Raw genomic sequence first — 14,811 nt, forward strand, 5'->3', positions numbered from 1 at the left:
GCATTCAAGGAGCAATCGAAGATGGATCTCAGACTCAAGGACAAGGTGGCCGTGGTCACGGGCGGCAGCCTGGGCATCGGCCGGGCAGTGGCGGAAGCCTTCGCGGCCGAAGGCGTGCGCGTGGCCATCGTGGCGCGCAGCCGGGACGCGCTCGAGCAGGCCGCACGGGAAATCACCGCGAAGACCGGCGTGGAGGTGCTGGCCACGCCCGCCGACGTGAGCGACACCGCGCAGGTGCAGGCCGCCGTCGACAAGGCGGCGGCGCACTTCGGGCGCATCGACATCCTGGTCAACGGCGCGGCCCATCCGGGCGGGCTGGTGCGCAGCGAGATCGAGAACGCCGATCCCGAAGGCCTGCTGCAGGACATCGACATCAAGGTCGTGGGCTACATGCGCTTCGCCAAGGCCTGCGCGGCGCACATGCGACGGGGCGGCTGGGGCCGCATCATCAACATCGGCGGCCTGACCGGACGCGGCAGCAAGCAGCTCTCGGGCCTGCGCAACGTGGCCGTGGCGCACATGACCAAGACGCTGTCGGACCAGCTCGGCCCCTCGGGCATCACGGTCAACGTGATCCACCCCGGCGTGGTGGAGACGCCGCACATCCACGAGCTCTACGCGAAGGAAGCCAGGCTGCAGGGCCTCACGCCCGCGCAGGTCGAGGCGAACTACGCCGAGGCCACGCCCATCCGCCGCGTGCTGCAGGTCGGCGAGATCGCCGACGTGGTGCTCTTCCTCGCTTCGGACCGCGCGGCGGCCATCACCGGCGAGTCCATCGCGGTCGACGGCGGCATCACGCGCGGCATCTTCCTCTGAGCCATCCATCCAAGGAGTCACAGACATGAACGGAACCATTCTCGTGGGCACGGCAGGGCAGGGCATCCTGCGCAGCGCGGACGACGGCGCCACCTGGCACCGCCTGGGCCTGAAGGAGGCCATCGAGTTCGACGGCACGGTGCGCGCGCTGGCCGTGGACCCGGCCGACCCCAGCCGGGTGCTGGCCGGCGCGGACGTGGGCATCTGCCTGTCGATCGACGGCGGCGCGCATTTCCAGCGCATGGCCTCGCCGGCCGACGGCCAGACCGTCTGGGCGCTCGCCTTCAGCCCGCTGGACCCGAAGCTGGTGCTGGCCGGCACCGGCGCGCCGTCGCGCTCGCGCATGTACCGCTCGCGCGACGGCGGCCTGAGCTGGGAGCTGCTCGACGTCGAGTTGCCCGAGTTCTGCTCCGGCGTGCACCGCCCGCGCATCCTGACCATCGCCTTCCATCCGCAGCGCGCCGGCGAAGCATGGTTCGGCGTGGAGGAGGGCGGCGCCTGGCGCACGCGCGATGCGGGCGACAGCTGGGAGCGCATCGACACGCCCGGGCGTGGCATCAACAACTCCGACATCCATGCCATCTCGGTGCTGCCGGCCACCCGGGATGCGCCGGCCAAGCACATCGTGGTGACCGTCAATTCGGTGTGCGAGAGCGTCGACGATGCCGAGAGCTTCGTGTGCCACCCGTCCAAGGACCGCTTCGACGGCCTGTACTACACCCGCACGGTGCAGCTGCTGGACGCCGAGGGCCGCGAGCTGCTGCTGGCCATCGGCGACGGCACGCCGGGTTCGCGCACCCGCATCTATCGCTCGGGCGACCGCGGCCAGACCTGGGCACAGACGCTGCTGAACACCGCGCCCAATTCCACCGTGTGGACCTTCGGGGCCCATGCGAGCGACCGCGGCCTGCTGTTCGCCGGCACCAAGTACGGCCACCTGCTGCGCTCCACCAACGGCGGGCGCAGCTGGTTCAAGGAATGGCGCGACTTCAGCGAGATCACCTCGGTGGCCTGGACGCCTTTCGTGGCGCCGGTGCATGCGCATCCGCAGTCCATCCACTGACGCGAGGAGGCCGGCCATGAACACCCGCAACCCCGTGCCCACCGACGGCACCGGCAGCACTGTCGAGGAGGTCCGTCCGCGCATCCGCCGCACGCACCTGGCGCTGTTCGTGAAGGACCCCTTCGCGTCCGCACCCTGGTACGAGGAAGTGCTGGGCATGCAGGTCACGGCGCGCGGGGCGCGATGGGTGTTCCTCTCCTTCGGGCAGAAGCACCACGACATCGCGCTCATCCAGGTGGACGAGCCCGAGGCCGCCAGCCGCGGCACGGTGAACATGCAGCACTACGGCCTGGAGATCGAGGGCGGCCTGGACGACCTGCGCCGGCTCTACGGCATGCTGCTGCGCAAGAACGTGGAGGTGGTCAAGACCACCGACCACAAGGTGGGCTACGGCCTGTACTTCCACGACCCCGATGGCCACCGCTTCGAATTCTTCCTCGAGCTCGTCCACGACGACGAGGAAGCCAAGCGCCTGCTGGGCGAATACAACGCGCCCAGCAACGCCTTGGACCTGCAGCCGCTGTGAGCGACTGCCTGCTGCACCTCCACTCCATCCATTCCCATTCCTGGACACGATCAACATGAGCACCCCCGACCTCAGCGCCTTCCACATCCGCAAGTGGTACCTCCAGATCGAGGACACCCTGGCCGGCGAGACCGGCGCACCCGCCGACGGCGAGCCGCTGCGCAAGATCGTCATCGGCGCCTGCCTTCGCAACCCCTTCGCGGGCCGCTACGTCGAAGACCTGTCGTCCTGGATCGCGCCCTCGCCCGAGCTCGGCAAGGAGTTCGGCCGCCGCATCCGCGAGGCTGCGGGCGGCCAGGCCATCGAGAGCTACGGCAAGGCCTGCCTGGTGGGCATCGACGGCGAATACGAGCACGGCAACGCGCTGCTGACCAACCCCGCCGCCAACCCGGTGCGCGAAGGCGTGGGCGGCGGCAAGTCGTGGGTGCCGTCCACCGGCAAGCGCGGCGGGCCCGGCACCGTCATCGACATTCCGCTGGCGCACAAGGACGCGCTGTACGTTCGCTCGCACTACGACACCGTCTCGGCGATGTTCGGCGACGGCCCCAACCGCGACGAAGTGGTGCTGATCTGGGCCTTCGCCACGCGCGGACGGCTCAACGCGCGCCTGGGCGGCCTGAAGGCCTCGGAAATCAAGGGCGAGGACGGCCTCGTCTGAGCGCCGCCGGAGAGCCGCACATGCAACGCCGCGACCACCGCCTGAGCCACGATGGCCTGGGCTTCCACATCACCGAATGGGGCGAGCCCGACGCCTGGCCCGTGCTGATGCTGCACGGCATCCGCGGCTACGCCGAGACCTTCGCGGGCGTGGCGGGCGCACTGCAGCCCGGGTTCCGCGTCATCGCCTTCGACCAGCGCGGCCGCGGCGAGACCGACTGGGACCCGGGGCACGGCTACTACACCGACACCTACGTCGCCGACGTCGAGGCGCTGGTGGCGCAACTGGGCCTGCAGCGTTTCGACCTGCTCGGCCATTCGATGGGCGGCATCAACGCCATCGTGTATGCCGCGCGACATCCCGGCAAGGTGCGCCGCCTGGTCATCGAGGATGCCGGCCCCGGCGCCTTCGACGCGAGCGACGGTGCCACCCGCATCCGCAAGGAACTGGCGAGCACGCCCACCGCTTTCGCTTCCTGGGACGAAGCCGCCGCGTTCATGCGCGCACTGCGCCCCACGGTGACGGAGGAGGCGCGCCAGCAGCGGCTGCACAGCATGCTCAAGCCGATGGGTGGCGGCGGCTTCACCTGGCGCTACGACCATGCGGGCATCGCCGCCACGCGCCTGAACCCAGACCCCGCGCGCCAGGTGGACCTTGCCGCGTGCGTGAAGCGGCTGCAATGCGAGACGCTCGTGGTGCGCGGCGGCCGCTCCGACTACCTGCAGCCGGCCATGGCCGAGCGCATGCGAACCCTCAACCCGCGCATCTCCACGCTCGAGATTCCCGACGCGGGCCACTATGTCCACGACGACCAGCCGGCGCTCTTCGCGGCGGCCGTCACTGCCTTCCTGAAGCGGCCCGAGGCGGCCGCCGCAGGCCGACCCCACCCATGATCCACGAACTCAGAACCTACACCCTGGTGCCCGGCGGCGTGCGCGACTACCTGCGCATCTACAACGAGTGCGGCCGCGAACTGCAGACCCGCACGCTCGGACAACTGGTCGCGTTGATGACGCCGGAAAGCGGCGACATCAACCAGCTGGTCTTCCACTGGGCCTTCGACAGCCTCGACGACCGCGCACGTCGCCGTGCCGCACTGATGGCCGACCCGGCCTTCGCGGAATTCCGCAAGCAGGTGCGCCACCTGCTGCTGCGCCAGGAGAGCCGGCTGCTCTCGCCCGCCTGAGGCCCTCGCACAGGCCGCCGTTCCCGTCCAAGTCCCAAGGAGTTCCCATGAGCGCTTCCGTGGAAGCCCCCGTCCTCATCATCGGTGCCGGCCCTGTCGGCGTGACGCTGGCCAACCTGCTGGGCACCTATGGCGTGCACACGCTGGTGGTCGAGCGCAGCACGGCGGTGTTCGACTTTCCGCGCGCGGTGGGGCTGGACGACGAGGCCCTGCGCACCTTCCAGTCCACCGGCCTGGCCGAGGAGATGCTGCGCGACATGATCCAGAACGTGCCCATGCGCATGTACACCGCGCGCAAGCAATGCTTCGCCGAGATCCTGCCCAGCACGCGCGAGTTCGGCTGGTTCCGCCGCAACCTGTTCTCGCAGCCCCTGGGCGAGAGGACGCTGCGCCGCGGGCTCGCGCGCTTCGACCATGTGCAGTTGCGGCTCGGCCTGGAGCTGGTGGACCTGGCGCAGGACGAGGCGGGCGTGAGCGCCACCCTGCGCGACGAGGCCGGCGCCGAGCACCAGGTGCGCGCCGCCTACGCGGTCGCCTGCGACGGCGGTCGAAGCACCGTGCGCGAGATGCTCGGGCTGCCCTACGAGGGCCGCACACACCCGGCCAAGTGGGTGGTCATCGAATGCGACCAGGATCCGCTGGACGCACCCTACACCGCGCTGCACTGCGAACCCGGGCGTCCCTATGTCTGCCTGCGCCTGCCCTACGGATTGCGGCGCTGGGAGTTCATGCTCTTTCCCGGTGAGGACGGCGAGCAGATGCTCGCGCCCGGCAAGGTGCGCGAGCTGCTGGGCCGGCATGTGGCCGACCCGGCGGCGCTGAACGTCATCCGGGCGCGCGTGTACACCCACAACTCGCGCGTGGCGGGCAGCTTCGTCGCGGGCCGCGTCTGCCTGGCCGGCGATGCCGCGCACATCACGCCGCCGTGGATCGGCCAGGGCCTCAATGCCGGGCTGCGCGATGCCTTCAACCTGGGCTGGAAGCTGGCCTGGATCCTCCAGGGCCGCCTGCGGCCCGAGTTGCTGGCCAGCTACCACGAGGAACGCCACGCCCATGCCAAGGCCATGATCGACCTGGCCGACACCTTCGGCGCCGTGCTGTCGCAGCGCAACCCTCTGCTGGCCTGGGCGCGCGATTGCTTCTTCATGGCGATCCGGGGCATTCCGAAGGTGCGGGACTACGTGCTGCAGATGAAGTTCAAGCCGATGCCACGTTTCGTGAAGGGCATTGTGCGCAACAGCGGCGTGGCCGGGCGCGACGCCCTGGTGGGCCGCATGTTCATCCAGCCCAACGTGGAGCGCGAGCGCGGACGGCCGCAGAAGCTCGACGACGTGGTCGGCGCGCGCTTCGCCGTCTTGAGTTGGCGCTGCGACGCACTGGAAGGCGCGCCCGCCGCGCTGCACGCGCAGCTCGCCCGGCTGGGCTGCGACCACTATGTGGCCGTGCGCTCGCGCAGCATGGGCAACGAGGCGGGCTCGCCGATGCCTGGGCAGCTCTCGGGCACGGTGATCGAGGACCTGGAGAACACGCTGCATTTCTGGTTCCAGGGCAAGGACGTGGACTGGGTGCTGATCCGCCCGGACCGCTTCGTCGCCGCCGTGGGCCGCCGGGCCGACGCCGTGGCCGAACTGGGCCGCTTCTGCGAGGCCGTGCTGGGCCCGGACGACACGGCGCGGCCTCAGGCCGCAGCCAATCAATCCCTCGTGCAGGCCGAGGCCCTGGCGGCCTGAGGCCTCGCGCCAACCGCGCCCAACTGCCCGCGCCAACCTGCCCGCGCCGCGGGCCTTCTCACCATGTACCCAGAACTCTCGCTCTACATCGCCGGCCGCTTCATCGACGCGCAGGGCCGGCGCACTCAGGCCGTGCACGATCCCGCCACGCTGCGGCCGCTGGGTTTGCTGCCGTGGGCCGAGGCCGAAGACGTCGAGGCCGCCGTGCAGGCCGCCCATGCAGCCTTCGCCGGTTGGCGGCGCGTGTCGCCGCTGGAGCGCTCGGACCTGCTGCGCCGCGTGGCCGCGCTGGCGCGCGAGCGCGCGCCGGAGATCGGCCGCGCCATGACGCTGGACAACGGCAAGCCGCTGGCCGACGCCGTGGCCGAAGTGCTGAACGCCGCGGAGCACGTCGATTGGCATGCGGAGGAGGGCCGCCGCGTCTACGGCCGCGTGGTGCCCGCGCGCCAGCCAGGCGTGCGCCAGCTGGTGGTGCGCGAGCCGGTGGGCGTGTGCGCCGCCTTCAGCCCGTGGAACTTTCCTTTCGGCCAGGCCATGAAGAAGGCCGCCGCCGCCATCGCGGCCGGCTGCCCCATCGTGCTCAAGGGGCCGGAGGAGTCGCCCAGCGCGCTGGTGGCCATGGCACGCCTGTTCCACGATGCGGGCCTGCCGCCGGGCGTGTTCAACCTGCTGTGGGGCGTGCCCGCGGACATCTCGCGCCAGCTCATCGAGTCGCCGCTGGTGCGCGTGGTCTCCTTCACCGGCTCGGTTCCGGTGGGCCGCCAGCTGGCCGCGCTGGCCGGCCTGCACATGAAGCGCATGACCATGGAGCTGGGCGGCCATGCGCCGGTGCTGGTGTTCGACGACGCCGACGTCGACGCCGCCGTGGCTTTGCTGGCGCGGCTGAAGACGCGCAACGCCGGCCAGGTCTGCGTGTCGCCGACGCGCTTCCACGTGCAGTCGGGCATCCACGACCGCTTCGCCGCCGCCTTCGCCGACGCGCTGGCCGCCGTGAAGGTGGGCCACGGCCTGGAGGATGGCGTGCAGATGGGCCCGCTGATCCATGAGCGCCGTTTCCAGGCCGTGCAGGCGCTGGTGGAGGACGCCCGCGCGATGGGCGCCGAATTGCTGACGGGTGGCCGCCGCATCGGGACGCACGGCCACTTCCACGCGCCGACGCTGCTTGCCAACGTGCCCCGGGGCGCCCGCGTGATGCATGAAGAGCCGTTCGGCCCCGTGGCGGCGATGTCGCGCTTCGACACCGTGGACGAGGCGCTGCAGCAGGCCAATGCGTTGCCCTTCGGCCTCGCGAGCTATGTCTTCACCCGCTCGCTGCAGACCGCGACCCGCATGGGCGACGGCCTCGAGGCCGGCATGGTGAATATCAACCACTCGGGCATGGCGCATCCGGAGCTGCCGTTCGGCGGCGTGAAGGACAGCGGCTTCGGCAGCGAAGGCGGCACCGAGTCCTTCGACAGTTTTCTCAGTACCAAGCTCATCACCCAGATCTGAATTCGATCTTCATGCTGAAACTCGACGACCCCTCGCTGCTGCGCGAGCAATGCCTGGTGGCGGGCGAATGGATATCCGCCGACCAGACCATTGCTGTCACCAACCCCGCCACCGGTGCGCTGATCGCCCACGTGCCACGGCTGGACGCCGCCGCCGCGCGGCGCGCCATCGAGGCGGCCGAAGCCGCCTGGCCGCAGTGGCGGCGGCGCACCGCGCACGACCGCTCGGCCATCCTTGCGCGCTGGCATGCGCTCATCCTGCAGAGCCAGGAAGACCTGGCCCGCATCATGACGGCCGAGCAGGGCAAGCCGCTGGCGGAGGCGCGCGGAGAAATCGGCTATGCGGCCTCCTTCATCCAGTGGTTCGGCGAGGAGGCCAAGCGCGTGTATGGCGAGACCATTCCTTCACCCGTGGCCTCGCAGCGCATCGTGGTCGTGCGCGAGCCGGTGGGTGTGTGCGCAGCCATCACGCCGTGGAACTTCCCCGCGGCCATGGTCACGCGCAAGGCCGGGCCGGCGCTCGCGGCCGGCTGCACCATGGTGGTCAAGCCCGCGAGCCAGACGCCGCTCACGGCCCTGGCGCTGGCGGTGCTGGCCGAGCGCGCCGGCGTGCCCGCGGGTGTGCTGTCGGTGCTGACCGGATCCGCCGGCGACATCGGCACCGAACTGGCCACCAACCCCGTGGTGCGCAAGCTCAGCTTCACCGGTTCCACCGAAGTGGGCCGGCTGCTGATGCAGCAGACGGCGGCCACGGTCAAGAAGGTGTCAATGGAACTGGGCGGCAATGCGCCCTTCATCGTCTTCGAGGACGCGGACCTCGACGCGGCGGTCGAAGGCGCGCTGGTGGCCAAGTTCCGCAACGCGGGGCAGACCTGCGTGTGCGCCAACAGGCTGTACGTGCACGAGCGCGTCTACGACGCCTTCGCGCAGAAGCTGGCCGAGGCACTGCGTGCGCTCAAGGTGGGGCCCGGCGACGAAGAGGGCGTGCGCATCGGCCCGCTGATCGACGAGGCCGCCGTTCGCAAGGTGGAGGAGCACCTGGCCGATGCGGTGGCAAAGGGCGCACAGGTGCTCAGCGGCGGGCGCCGCCATCCGCTGGGCGGCAGCTTCTTCGAGCCCACCGTGCTGACCGGCGTGACGCAGGCGATGACGGTGGCGCGCGAGGAAACCTTCGGCCCGCTTGCGCCGCTCTTCCGCTTCCGCGACGAAGCCGAGGTCGTGCGCATGGCCAACGACACCGAGTTCGGCCTCGCGAGCTACTTCTATGCCCGCGACCTGGGCCGCGTGTGGCGCGTGGCCGAGCAGCTGGAGTATGGAATGGTCGGCGTCAACACCGGCCTCATCAGCAACGAGGTCGCGCCCTTCGGTGGCATCAAGCAGTCGGGCCTGGGCCGCGAGGGCTCGCGCCACGGCATCGAGGACTACCTGGTCGTCAAGTACATCAACATGGCCGGCATCGCCTGACGGCCGGCTCAAGCGCATTCGCTTTTCCCGCGCGGCACCGCCGTGCCGCATCTTCTTTCATCGTTCCCTGGAGTCTTCAATGAGCAATCCCCGCCAATCCGCCCATCCCATCGACCCGCTGTTTACCAACCGGTGGTCGCCGCGCGCCTTCGCCGAAGAGAGCATCGCCGAGCCGGCGCTCATGAGCCTGCTCGAAGCCGCCCGCTGGGCGCCCTCGGCGTACAACGTGCAGCCCTGGCGCTTCATCTACGCGCGCCGAGACACACCCGCCTGGCAACCCATCTTCGACAGCCTCGTCGAGTTCAACCAGATGTGGACGAAGCGCGCCGCCGCGCTGGTGGTGGTGGTCTCGCAGCGCGAGGCCCTGTTCCCGGGTCGCACCGAGGCGGCCCCCAACCAGTGGCATTCCTTCGACGCCGGCGCCGCCTGGGCCAGCTTCGCGTTCCAGGCCACGCTGTCGGGCTGGTCGGCGCATGCGATGGCCGGCTTCGACGCCGAGAAGCTGCGCGAGGCCATCCAGCTGCCGCAGGGCTATGCGATCGAGACGGTCGTGGCCGTCGGCAGGAAGGGCGATCCGGCCGTGCTGCCCGATGGCGTGCGCAAGCTCGAGACGCCCAACGATCGACGGGCGCTCGCCGAGACGGCCGCCGAGGGTGTGTTCCGCCAGTAGCCTGCGTCCTGCCGGGTCCGGGGCGTTCAGCGCGCCGACGGATCCTTGGCGCCGGCGGCTGCCACCACGCCCTGGCGCGAATACATCGCCGCCCGGCCTTGACCGTCCAGCACCACGCTGGTCAGGGGCAGGCGGTCTTCGCGCGTGCTGGCGATGAAGTTCGCGCCGCCGTCCTCGCTGTCCAGCACCAGTCCGTCGAGCCCGACACCGACGATCTTCGAGCCGGCGCCGGCGAGCGCGGTGATGGACGACTCCGTGTGCGTATCCACGCGCTGCCAACTGCCGCCGTCGTCGAGGCTGCGGTACATCGAGCCGCGAAGCCCGGCCACCAGCAAGGTGCCGCCGGGGCCCGCGATGCCGCTCCAGAAAGAGCCCGCATAGCCGGTCGGCATGTAGCTCCAGCTGCGGCCCTTGTCGTCCGAGCGCAGCACCATGCCGCGCTCCCCCGGCGCGAACAGCCGGCCGCGCGCGTCGGCGAACAGCCCGAACAGGTTGAGGTCGGCGCGCTTGCCGCCCGGCGGCGGCGCCAGTTCGACGGGCTCCCAGTGGGCGCCGCCGTCCTCGGTGCGCAACACCAGCGACCACAGGCCCGCGGCCACGCCTTGCCTGTCGTCGAAGAAGTGCACGGCGAAGAGCGGCCTGTCCTGCGCCGCGTCGCTGCGCTGCACCTGCCAGGTCTCGCCGCCGTCGGTGGTGTGCAGGATCACGCCCCAGTGGCCCGCGGCCCAGCCGCGCCGGGCATCGACGAAGGAGACCGAGGTCAGCGCCACGTCCACCGGCACATGGCGTGCCTGGCGGTGGCTGCGGCCGCCGTCGTCCGACAGCAGCACCACGCCGTGATCGCCCACCGCGACGATGCGCTCGCCCGCGAGGGTGCTGGCAAGCATCGTGGCATGGGCGGCATGCGCGGCGCGCAGCGCGGGAACCAGCACGGGTGCGCCATCGTTGGCGGCGGTGGCTTCCTTTGCCTGAGGTGCCTGCGCCGCGCAGGCCAGCGGGAGGGCAACGAGGGCGCTGGCCAGGACCGTGCGCGCAAGGAGGGAAGTGGGTTTCATCTTCGATCGTGGGATGGGTTCAGTGGTGCTGCAGCCCGGTCGCCCGCACCGGCTTGCGGCGCGGGAAGAGCCTTTCGAGCCATACCGCCATGGCGGGCAGGGCGGTCATCGCCATCACCATGTTCACCATGAACATGAAGGCCAGCAGCTTGCCCATGTCGGCCTGGAACTTCAGCTGCGAGAAGGACCAGGTCGCCACGCCCACGGCCAGCGTGATGGCGGTGAAGATGGTGGCCGTGCCCACTTCCAGGATGGCGTGCTCGATGGCCTTGACGATGGACTGGCCCGCGGCCATGTGCATCAGCAGGCGGTTGTAGATGTAGAAGGCGTAGTCCACGCCGATGCCCACCGCCAGCACCATCACCGGCAGGGTCGCCACCGTGAGGCCGATCTGCAGTTCCTTCATGAACCAGTAGCCGATGAAGGTGCCCACCGTGAGCGGCAGGCAGCAGGCCGCCACGGCGCGCAGGTCGCGGTAGACCAGGAAGACCAGCACCACGATCGCCGCGTACACGTACAGCATCATGGGCAGCTCGCTCTTCTCGACCTCGTCGTCGATGGCCGCCAGCACGCCCGCGTTGCCCGCGGCCAGGCGAATGTTCACGCCGGGCATGGGATGGCTGTCGCGGAAGGCTTTCACCGCGTCGATCACGCGCTGGATGGTGGTGGCCTTGTGATCGGTCAGGAAAAGGTTCACCGCCGTCATGCTGCAGTCCTTGCGCATGGTGCCGCGGATGCGGGCGATCTCGGTGGACAAGGCGGCGTAGTTGGCCGCATCGATGGGCACCACGGACATCTTGGGGTTGCCTTCGTTGTAGCCCTCGTTGTAGAGCCGCAGCTGCCCGGCGTACGACGAGATCGAGAGCACCCCCTCGACCGGCTGCATCGCCCAGACGAAACGGTCCTGGTAAAGCCCGATGTTCACGTTCGCGCAGCTCTCGGGCGGCGCCTCGAAGACCACGGTCAGCCAGTCCAGGCCCGTGTCGAAATTGCGTGCGATGGACGCGGCGTCGCGGTTGAAGCGCGCGTCCTCGCGCAGCTCCGGCGCGCCGGGCTGCAAGGTGCCGACCACGCGGTCGCGGCTTTGCCACACGGCGGCGCCGAACACCACCGCGGTGACCAGCAGCATTGCGGCCGCCGGGCGCGGCTGGGCGAGCCGGGCCAGCACGCGCAGCCAGCCCGAGCGGCGCTCGCGCTGCAGCAGCGCCCGGTCGGCGAAGTCGCGGCTCACCTCGAAGAAGGAGGCCGCCACCGGCAGCATGACGAGGTTGGTCACGATCTTGTAGGCCACGCCCAGGGAGGCCGCGATGGCCAGCTCGCGCACCATCGGGATCGGGATCATCAGCAGCGTGACGAAGGAGACGAGGGCCGTCACCAGCGCCAGCGTGCCGGGGATCAGCAGGCCGCCGAAGCTGTCGCGGCAGGCCTCGTAGGTCGTGTGGCCCTGCGAGATGCGCCGCACGATGTAGTTGATCTGCTGCACGCCGTGCGACACGCCGATCGCGAACACGAGGAAAGGCACCAGCACCGCCAGCGGATCGAGCCCGAAGCCCAGCAGCCGCAGCGTGCCGAACTGCCACACCAGCGAGGCGAGCGAGCAGGCGATGGGCAGCAGCGTGAAGCGCACCGAGCGGCAGTACCAGTACACCGCGCCGGCGGTGAGCAGCAGCGCGACCAGGCAGAACTTGAGCACCGACTGCGCACCATCGGCGATGTCGCCGATCTGCTTGGCGAAGCCGATGATCTGGACCTCGAAGTCGCCGTCCTCGAACCGCGCGCGGATCTTCTCTTCGAGCAGGTGGTTGTAGGCCACGTAGTCCAGCTTGCGTCCCTGTGCGTCGTACTCGGCCAGCTCGGCCGTGACCATGGCGCTGGTCTGGTCGCGCGACACCAGGGTGCCGATGAAGCCGCCCTGTGCGGCCGCGCGCCGGATGCCGGCGATGGTCTCGGGCGTGAGCCGATCCGGCGTGATGGTCGCGTCGATCAGCGGATCGGCGCGAAACCCTTCCTCGGTGATCTCGTTGACGAAGCTGTTGGGTGTCCACATCGACTGCACGCCCAGCCGCTCGATACCCGGCAGGTAGGTGACGGCCTGCGTCACCTCGTACAGGCGCTTGAGGGCCGGCGCGGTCCAGATGGTGCCGTGGCGGGCCCTGACCACGAGGTCGAGCCGGTTGGCCCCCAGCACGTCCTCGCGGTAGGTCTGGAAGGTCCGGATGTACTCGTGGCCCGAGGGCATCTGCTTGTCGAAGCCGGCGTCCATGCGCAGCTGCGCGGCGAACCACGCCATGGCCAGCGTGAAAACGACCAGCGCGACGAGGATGCCTCGGCGATGGGAGAAGCAGAACGCTTCCAGGCGCTGCACGTTGCGCTGCAGCGTGGAAGCGGGGGCGAGGGAGTGGTCGGGATCGGACACGGAGTGCTTTCAGCAGGCGCGCGCGGGGTCAGAAGTTGCGCGACAGGGTCAGGCCCACGAAGTTGCGGTCGCGGTAAGGCTGGTCGAACACGCGCTTGCCGCCGAAGAAGGCTGCGTAGTTGATCGAGGCCTGCCACTTCGCCGGGTTCTGCACGAAGGTCACGACGAGGTTGACCGACTTGGCACCTTCCATCAACTGGCCCGCGCCGTTGGGCGTGCGGCCCTTCACGGCCTGGAAGTAGTACACCTCGGGGATCACCTGCCAGCCCGGGATCAGCGTGCCGTCGTAGACCCAGCTGAAGTCCAGGTTGTAGCCCCACGCCGTCTTGGAACCCACAGGCTGCGGCGTGCCAGCGGCGCTGAACTCCTGGCCCCAGCCCCACGCACCCGCGGCGATCGGATCGGACCCGTAGTACGGCTTGAGGTTGGGATAGCGCACCACCACGGTTTCGGCCATCAGCGTCGCGGTGTCAGCGCCCAGGAAGCGCAGCACGCCGCCCGCGTTGTTCGGCGTGAGGCTGAGCATGCCGGTCAGGTGCCACTGCAGCTTCTTCTCGTCGACCCAGCAGTTGCCGTGGTTGAACGAGCAGCCGCTCGCCGCCGGGTTCAGCGCCACGGCGTCGCGCGGACGGTACGACAGCTCGGTGCCCACCGACCAGTCGCCCACCGGCATGTTGGCGCTCAGGCCGTAGAGGCGCCGGTTCTCCGGGTAGGCCCAGCCCGGGCGGCCGGTGCCGCCCGCGTTGGTGCTGAAGTTCAGCGACTTGTCGTTGTAGTTCATCACGTAGGCGCCCAGGTTCAGCTGCGTGCCCTCGGGCTGCCATTTCAGCGCGGTGCCCCACTGCCCGCCGTTCTTCGGCTTCGTCTGGATCAGCCCGTAGGCGTCGTGGCCCTTGCCCATGCCGTTGGCCACCGACCAGTAGGAGCCGGTGGGCGGCATGTAGTTGCCGTTCCACCGCGCCTGCACGTAGGCCTCGAAGTTGAGGCCATGGCCCAGGCCCGTGGCGAAGCTGGCGATGGGCGCGGGCAGCACCGCCTCCTTCAGCTGCGTGCCCGGTTGCGACAGCCGCATGATGTCCAGTGCGTTGGTTGCGTTGATGCCGCCGGGCAGGAAGAGGCTTTCTCCCCAGCTGATCACCTGGTTGCCCACGCGCACGCGGGCCGTCTCGCCGCCGAGCTGGAAGGTCTTGCTCACCCAGAAGTCCAGCAGCCGGGCCTTGAAGCGCAGGTCGCTGCGCGCGTCGCTGGCCAGGCCGCCGGGCAGGTACTGCGGCGCGGCGGCGCTGGTGTAGCCGGTGGTCTGGGTGGCCGTGAGGTCGCGAACCCAGTTCACTCGCCCGAGGAAGGTGATGTCGTCGGGCATCTTCAGGAGCAGCTCGTGGCTGCCCTTGACGTAGGTGGTGAAGGCATCGCCCTTGCGGTAGTTCAGGTTGCCCTGGTCGCCCAGCGACGAAGTCGGCGCCAGGCAGCCGGCGGGTGCGCCGACGCCCACCGCGCCCTGGATGACGAGCGTGCAGGAGGGGTCCTTGGCGCGGATGCCGGTGCCGATGGTGATGGTGGAGTCGAAGCTCCCTCGCACGTTGTCGGTCTCGAAGGTGAAGGCATGGGCGGCCCCCGTTGCGGCGAGCAGGCAGGCGGCGGGCACGGCGCCCAGCCGGGCGAAGGTGCTGGCGTGGCGGGCGGTGAAGTTCATCGGGTCTTCTCCTCGGGGCTTGTTGTCGTGGTTCGAAGTTCGAA

The 14,811-nt window shown here is 69.9% G+C and carries 13 protein-coding genes; 10 read left to right on the forward strand and 3 right to left on the reverse strand.

All coding sequences use genetic code 11. The features are described 5' to 3' along the window. Positions 1 to 21 precede the first annotated feature (21 nt). From QRN67_RS16430 to QRN67_RS16475, 10 genes are all read left to right on the forward strand, one after another. Positions 22 to 816 (forward strand): SDR family NAD(P)-dependent oxidoreductase, encoded by a 795-nt coding sequence (locus tag QRN67_RS16430; RefSeq protein WP_285412671.1) that lies wholly within the window; start codon positions 22 to 24, stop codon positions 814 to 816. Between the two features lie 25 nt (positions 817 to 841). Further along, positions 842 to 1,879, forward strand: a complete 1,038-nt coding sequence (locus QRN67_RS16435; protein ID WP_285412672.1) for a glycosyl hydrolase — start codon at positions 842 to 844, stop codon at positions 1,877 to 1,879. Positions 1,880 to 1,895: 16 nt separating this feature from the next. Further along, positions 1,896 to 2,405 carry a VOC family protein gene (locus tag QRN67_RS16440; RefSeq protein WP_106937954.1) on the forward strand — a complete coding sequence of 170 codons (510 nt, stop codon included), beginning with the start codon at positions 1,896 to 1,898 and terminating at the stop codon, positions 2,403 to 2,405. Between the two features lie 55 nt (positions 2,406 to 2,460). After that, positions 2,461 to 3,063, forward strand: a complete 603-nt coding sequence (locus QRN67_RS16445) for an amino acid synthesis family protein (protein ID WP_285412673.1) — start codon at positions 2,461 to 2,463, stop codon at positions 3,061 to 3,063. Positions 3,064 to 3,083: 20 nt separating this feature from the next. Beyond that, positions 3,084 to 3,956: an alpha/beta fold hydrolase gene (locus tag QRN67_RS16450; protein WP_285412675.1), complete on the forward strand. Its 873-nt coding sequence runs from the start codon at positions 3,084 to 3,086 to the stop codon at positions 3,954 to 3,956. Further along, entirely contained in the window at positions 3,953 to 4,249 is a 297-nt protein-coding gene (locus QRN67_RS16455) for an NIPSNAP family protein (RefSeq protein ID WP_106937957.1), read from the forward strand. The genes QRN67_RS16450 and QRN67_RS16455 overlap by 4 nt, the downstream gene beginning before the upstream one ends. A gap of 47 nt (positions 4,250 to 4,296) precedes the next feature. After that, positions 4,297 to 5,979, forward strand: a complete 1,683-nt coding sequence (locus tag QRN67_RS16460; protein WP_285412677.1) for a bifunctional 3-(3-hydroxy-phenyl)propionate/3-hydroxycinnamic acid hydroxylase — start codon at positions 4,297 to 4,299, stop codon at positions 5,977 to 5,979. A gap of 63 nt (positions 5,980 to 6,042) precedes the next feature. Next, the gene (locus QRN67_RS16465) at positions 6,043 to 7,470 is read left to right on the forward strand and encodes an NAD-dependent succinate-semialdehyde dehydrogenase (protein ID WP_285412678.1); all 1,428 of its coding nucleotides are present in this window, start codon (positions 6,043 to 6,045) and stop codon (positions 7,468 to 7,470) included. Between the two features lie 11 nt (positions 7,471 to 7,481). Then, the gene (locus tag QRN67_RS16470) at positions 7,482 to 8,933 is read left to right on the forward strand and encodes an NAD-dependent succinate-semialdehyde dehydrogenase (RefSeq protein ID WP_285412679.1); all 1,452 of its coding nucleotides are present in this window, start codon (positions 7,482 to 7,484) and stop codon (positions 8,931 to 8,933) included. 79 nt (positions 8,934 to 9,012) lie between these two features. Continuing rightward, the gene (locus QRN67_RS16475; protein ID WP_285412681.1) at positions 9,013 to 9,603 is read left to right on the forward strand and encodes a nitroreductase family protein; all 591 of its coding nucleotides are present in this window, start codon (positions 9,013 to 9,015) and stop codon (positions 9,601 to 9,603) included. Between the two features lie 26 nt (positions 9,604 to 9,629). Here the strand turns inward: QRN67_RS16475 and QRN67_RS16480 are convergent, their stop codons facing one another. The 3 genes from QRN67_RS16480 to QRN67_RS16490 are packed head-to-tail and all read right to left on the reverse strand — an operon-like array spanning position 9,630 to position 14,767. Beyond that, positions 9,630 to 10,658 (reverse strand): WD40/YVTN/BNR-like repeat-containing protein, encoded by a 1,029-nt coding sequence (locus tag QRN67_RS16480; protein WP_285412682.1) that lies wholly within the window; start codon positions 10,656 to 10,658, stop codon positions 9,630 to 9,632. Between the two features lie 19 nt (positions 10,659 to 10,677). Beyond that, entirely contained in the window at positions 10,678 to 13,074 is a 2,397-nt protein-coding gene (locus QRN67_RS16485) for an efflux RND transporter permease subunit (protein ID WP_285412684.1), read from the reverse strand. A 28-nt stretch (positions 13,075 to 13,102) separates the two neighbouring features. Beyond that, positions 13,103 to 14,767, reverse strand: coding sequence for a DUF1302 domain-containing protein (locus tag QRN67_RS16490; RefSeq protein ID WP_285412685.1), 1,665 nt, complete (start codon positions 14,765 to 14,767; stop codon positions 13,103 to 13,105). Positions 14,768 to 14,811 lie beyond the last annotated feature (44 nt).

Source organism: Variovorax sp. efr-133-TYG-130, assembly GCF_030208835.1.
GTDB lineage: Bacteria > Pseudomonadota > Gammaproteobacteria > Burkholderiales > Burkholderiaceae_C > Variovorax.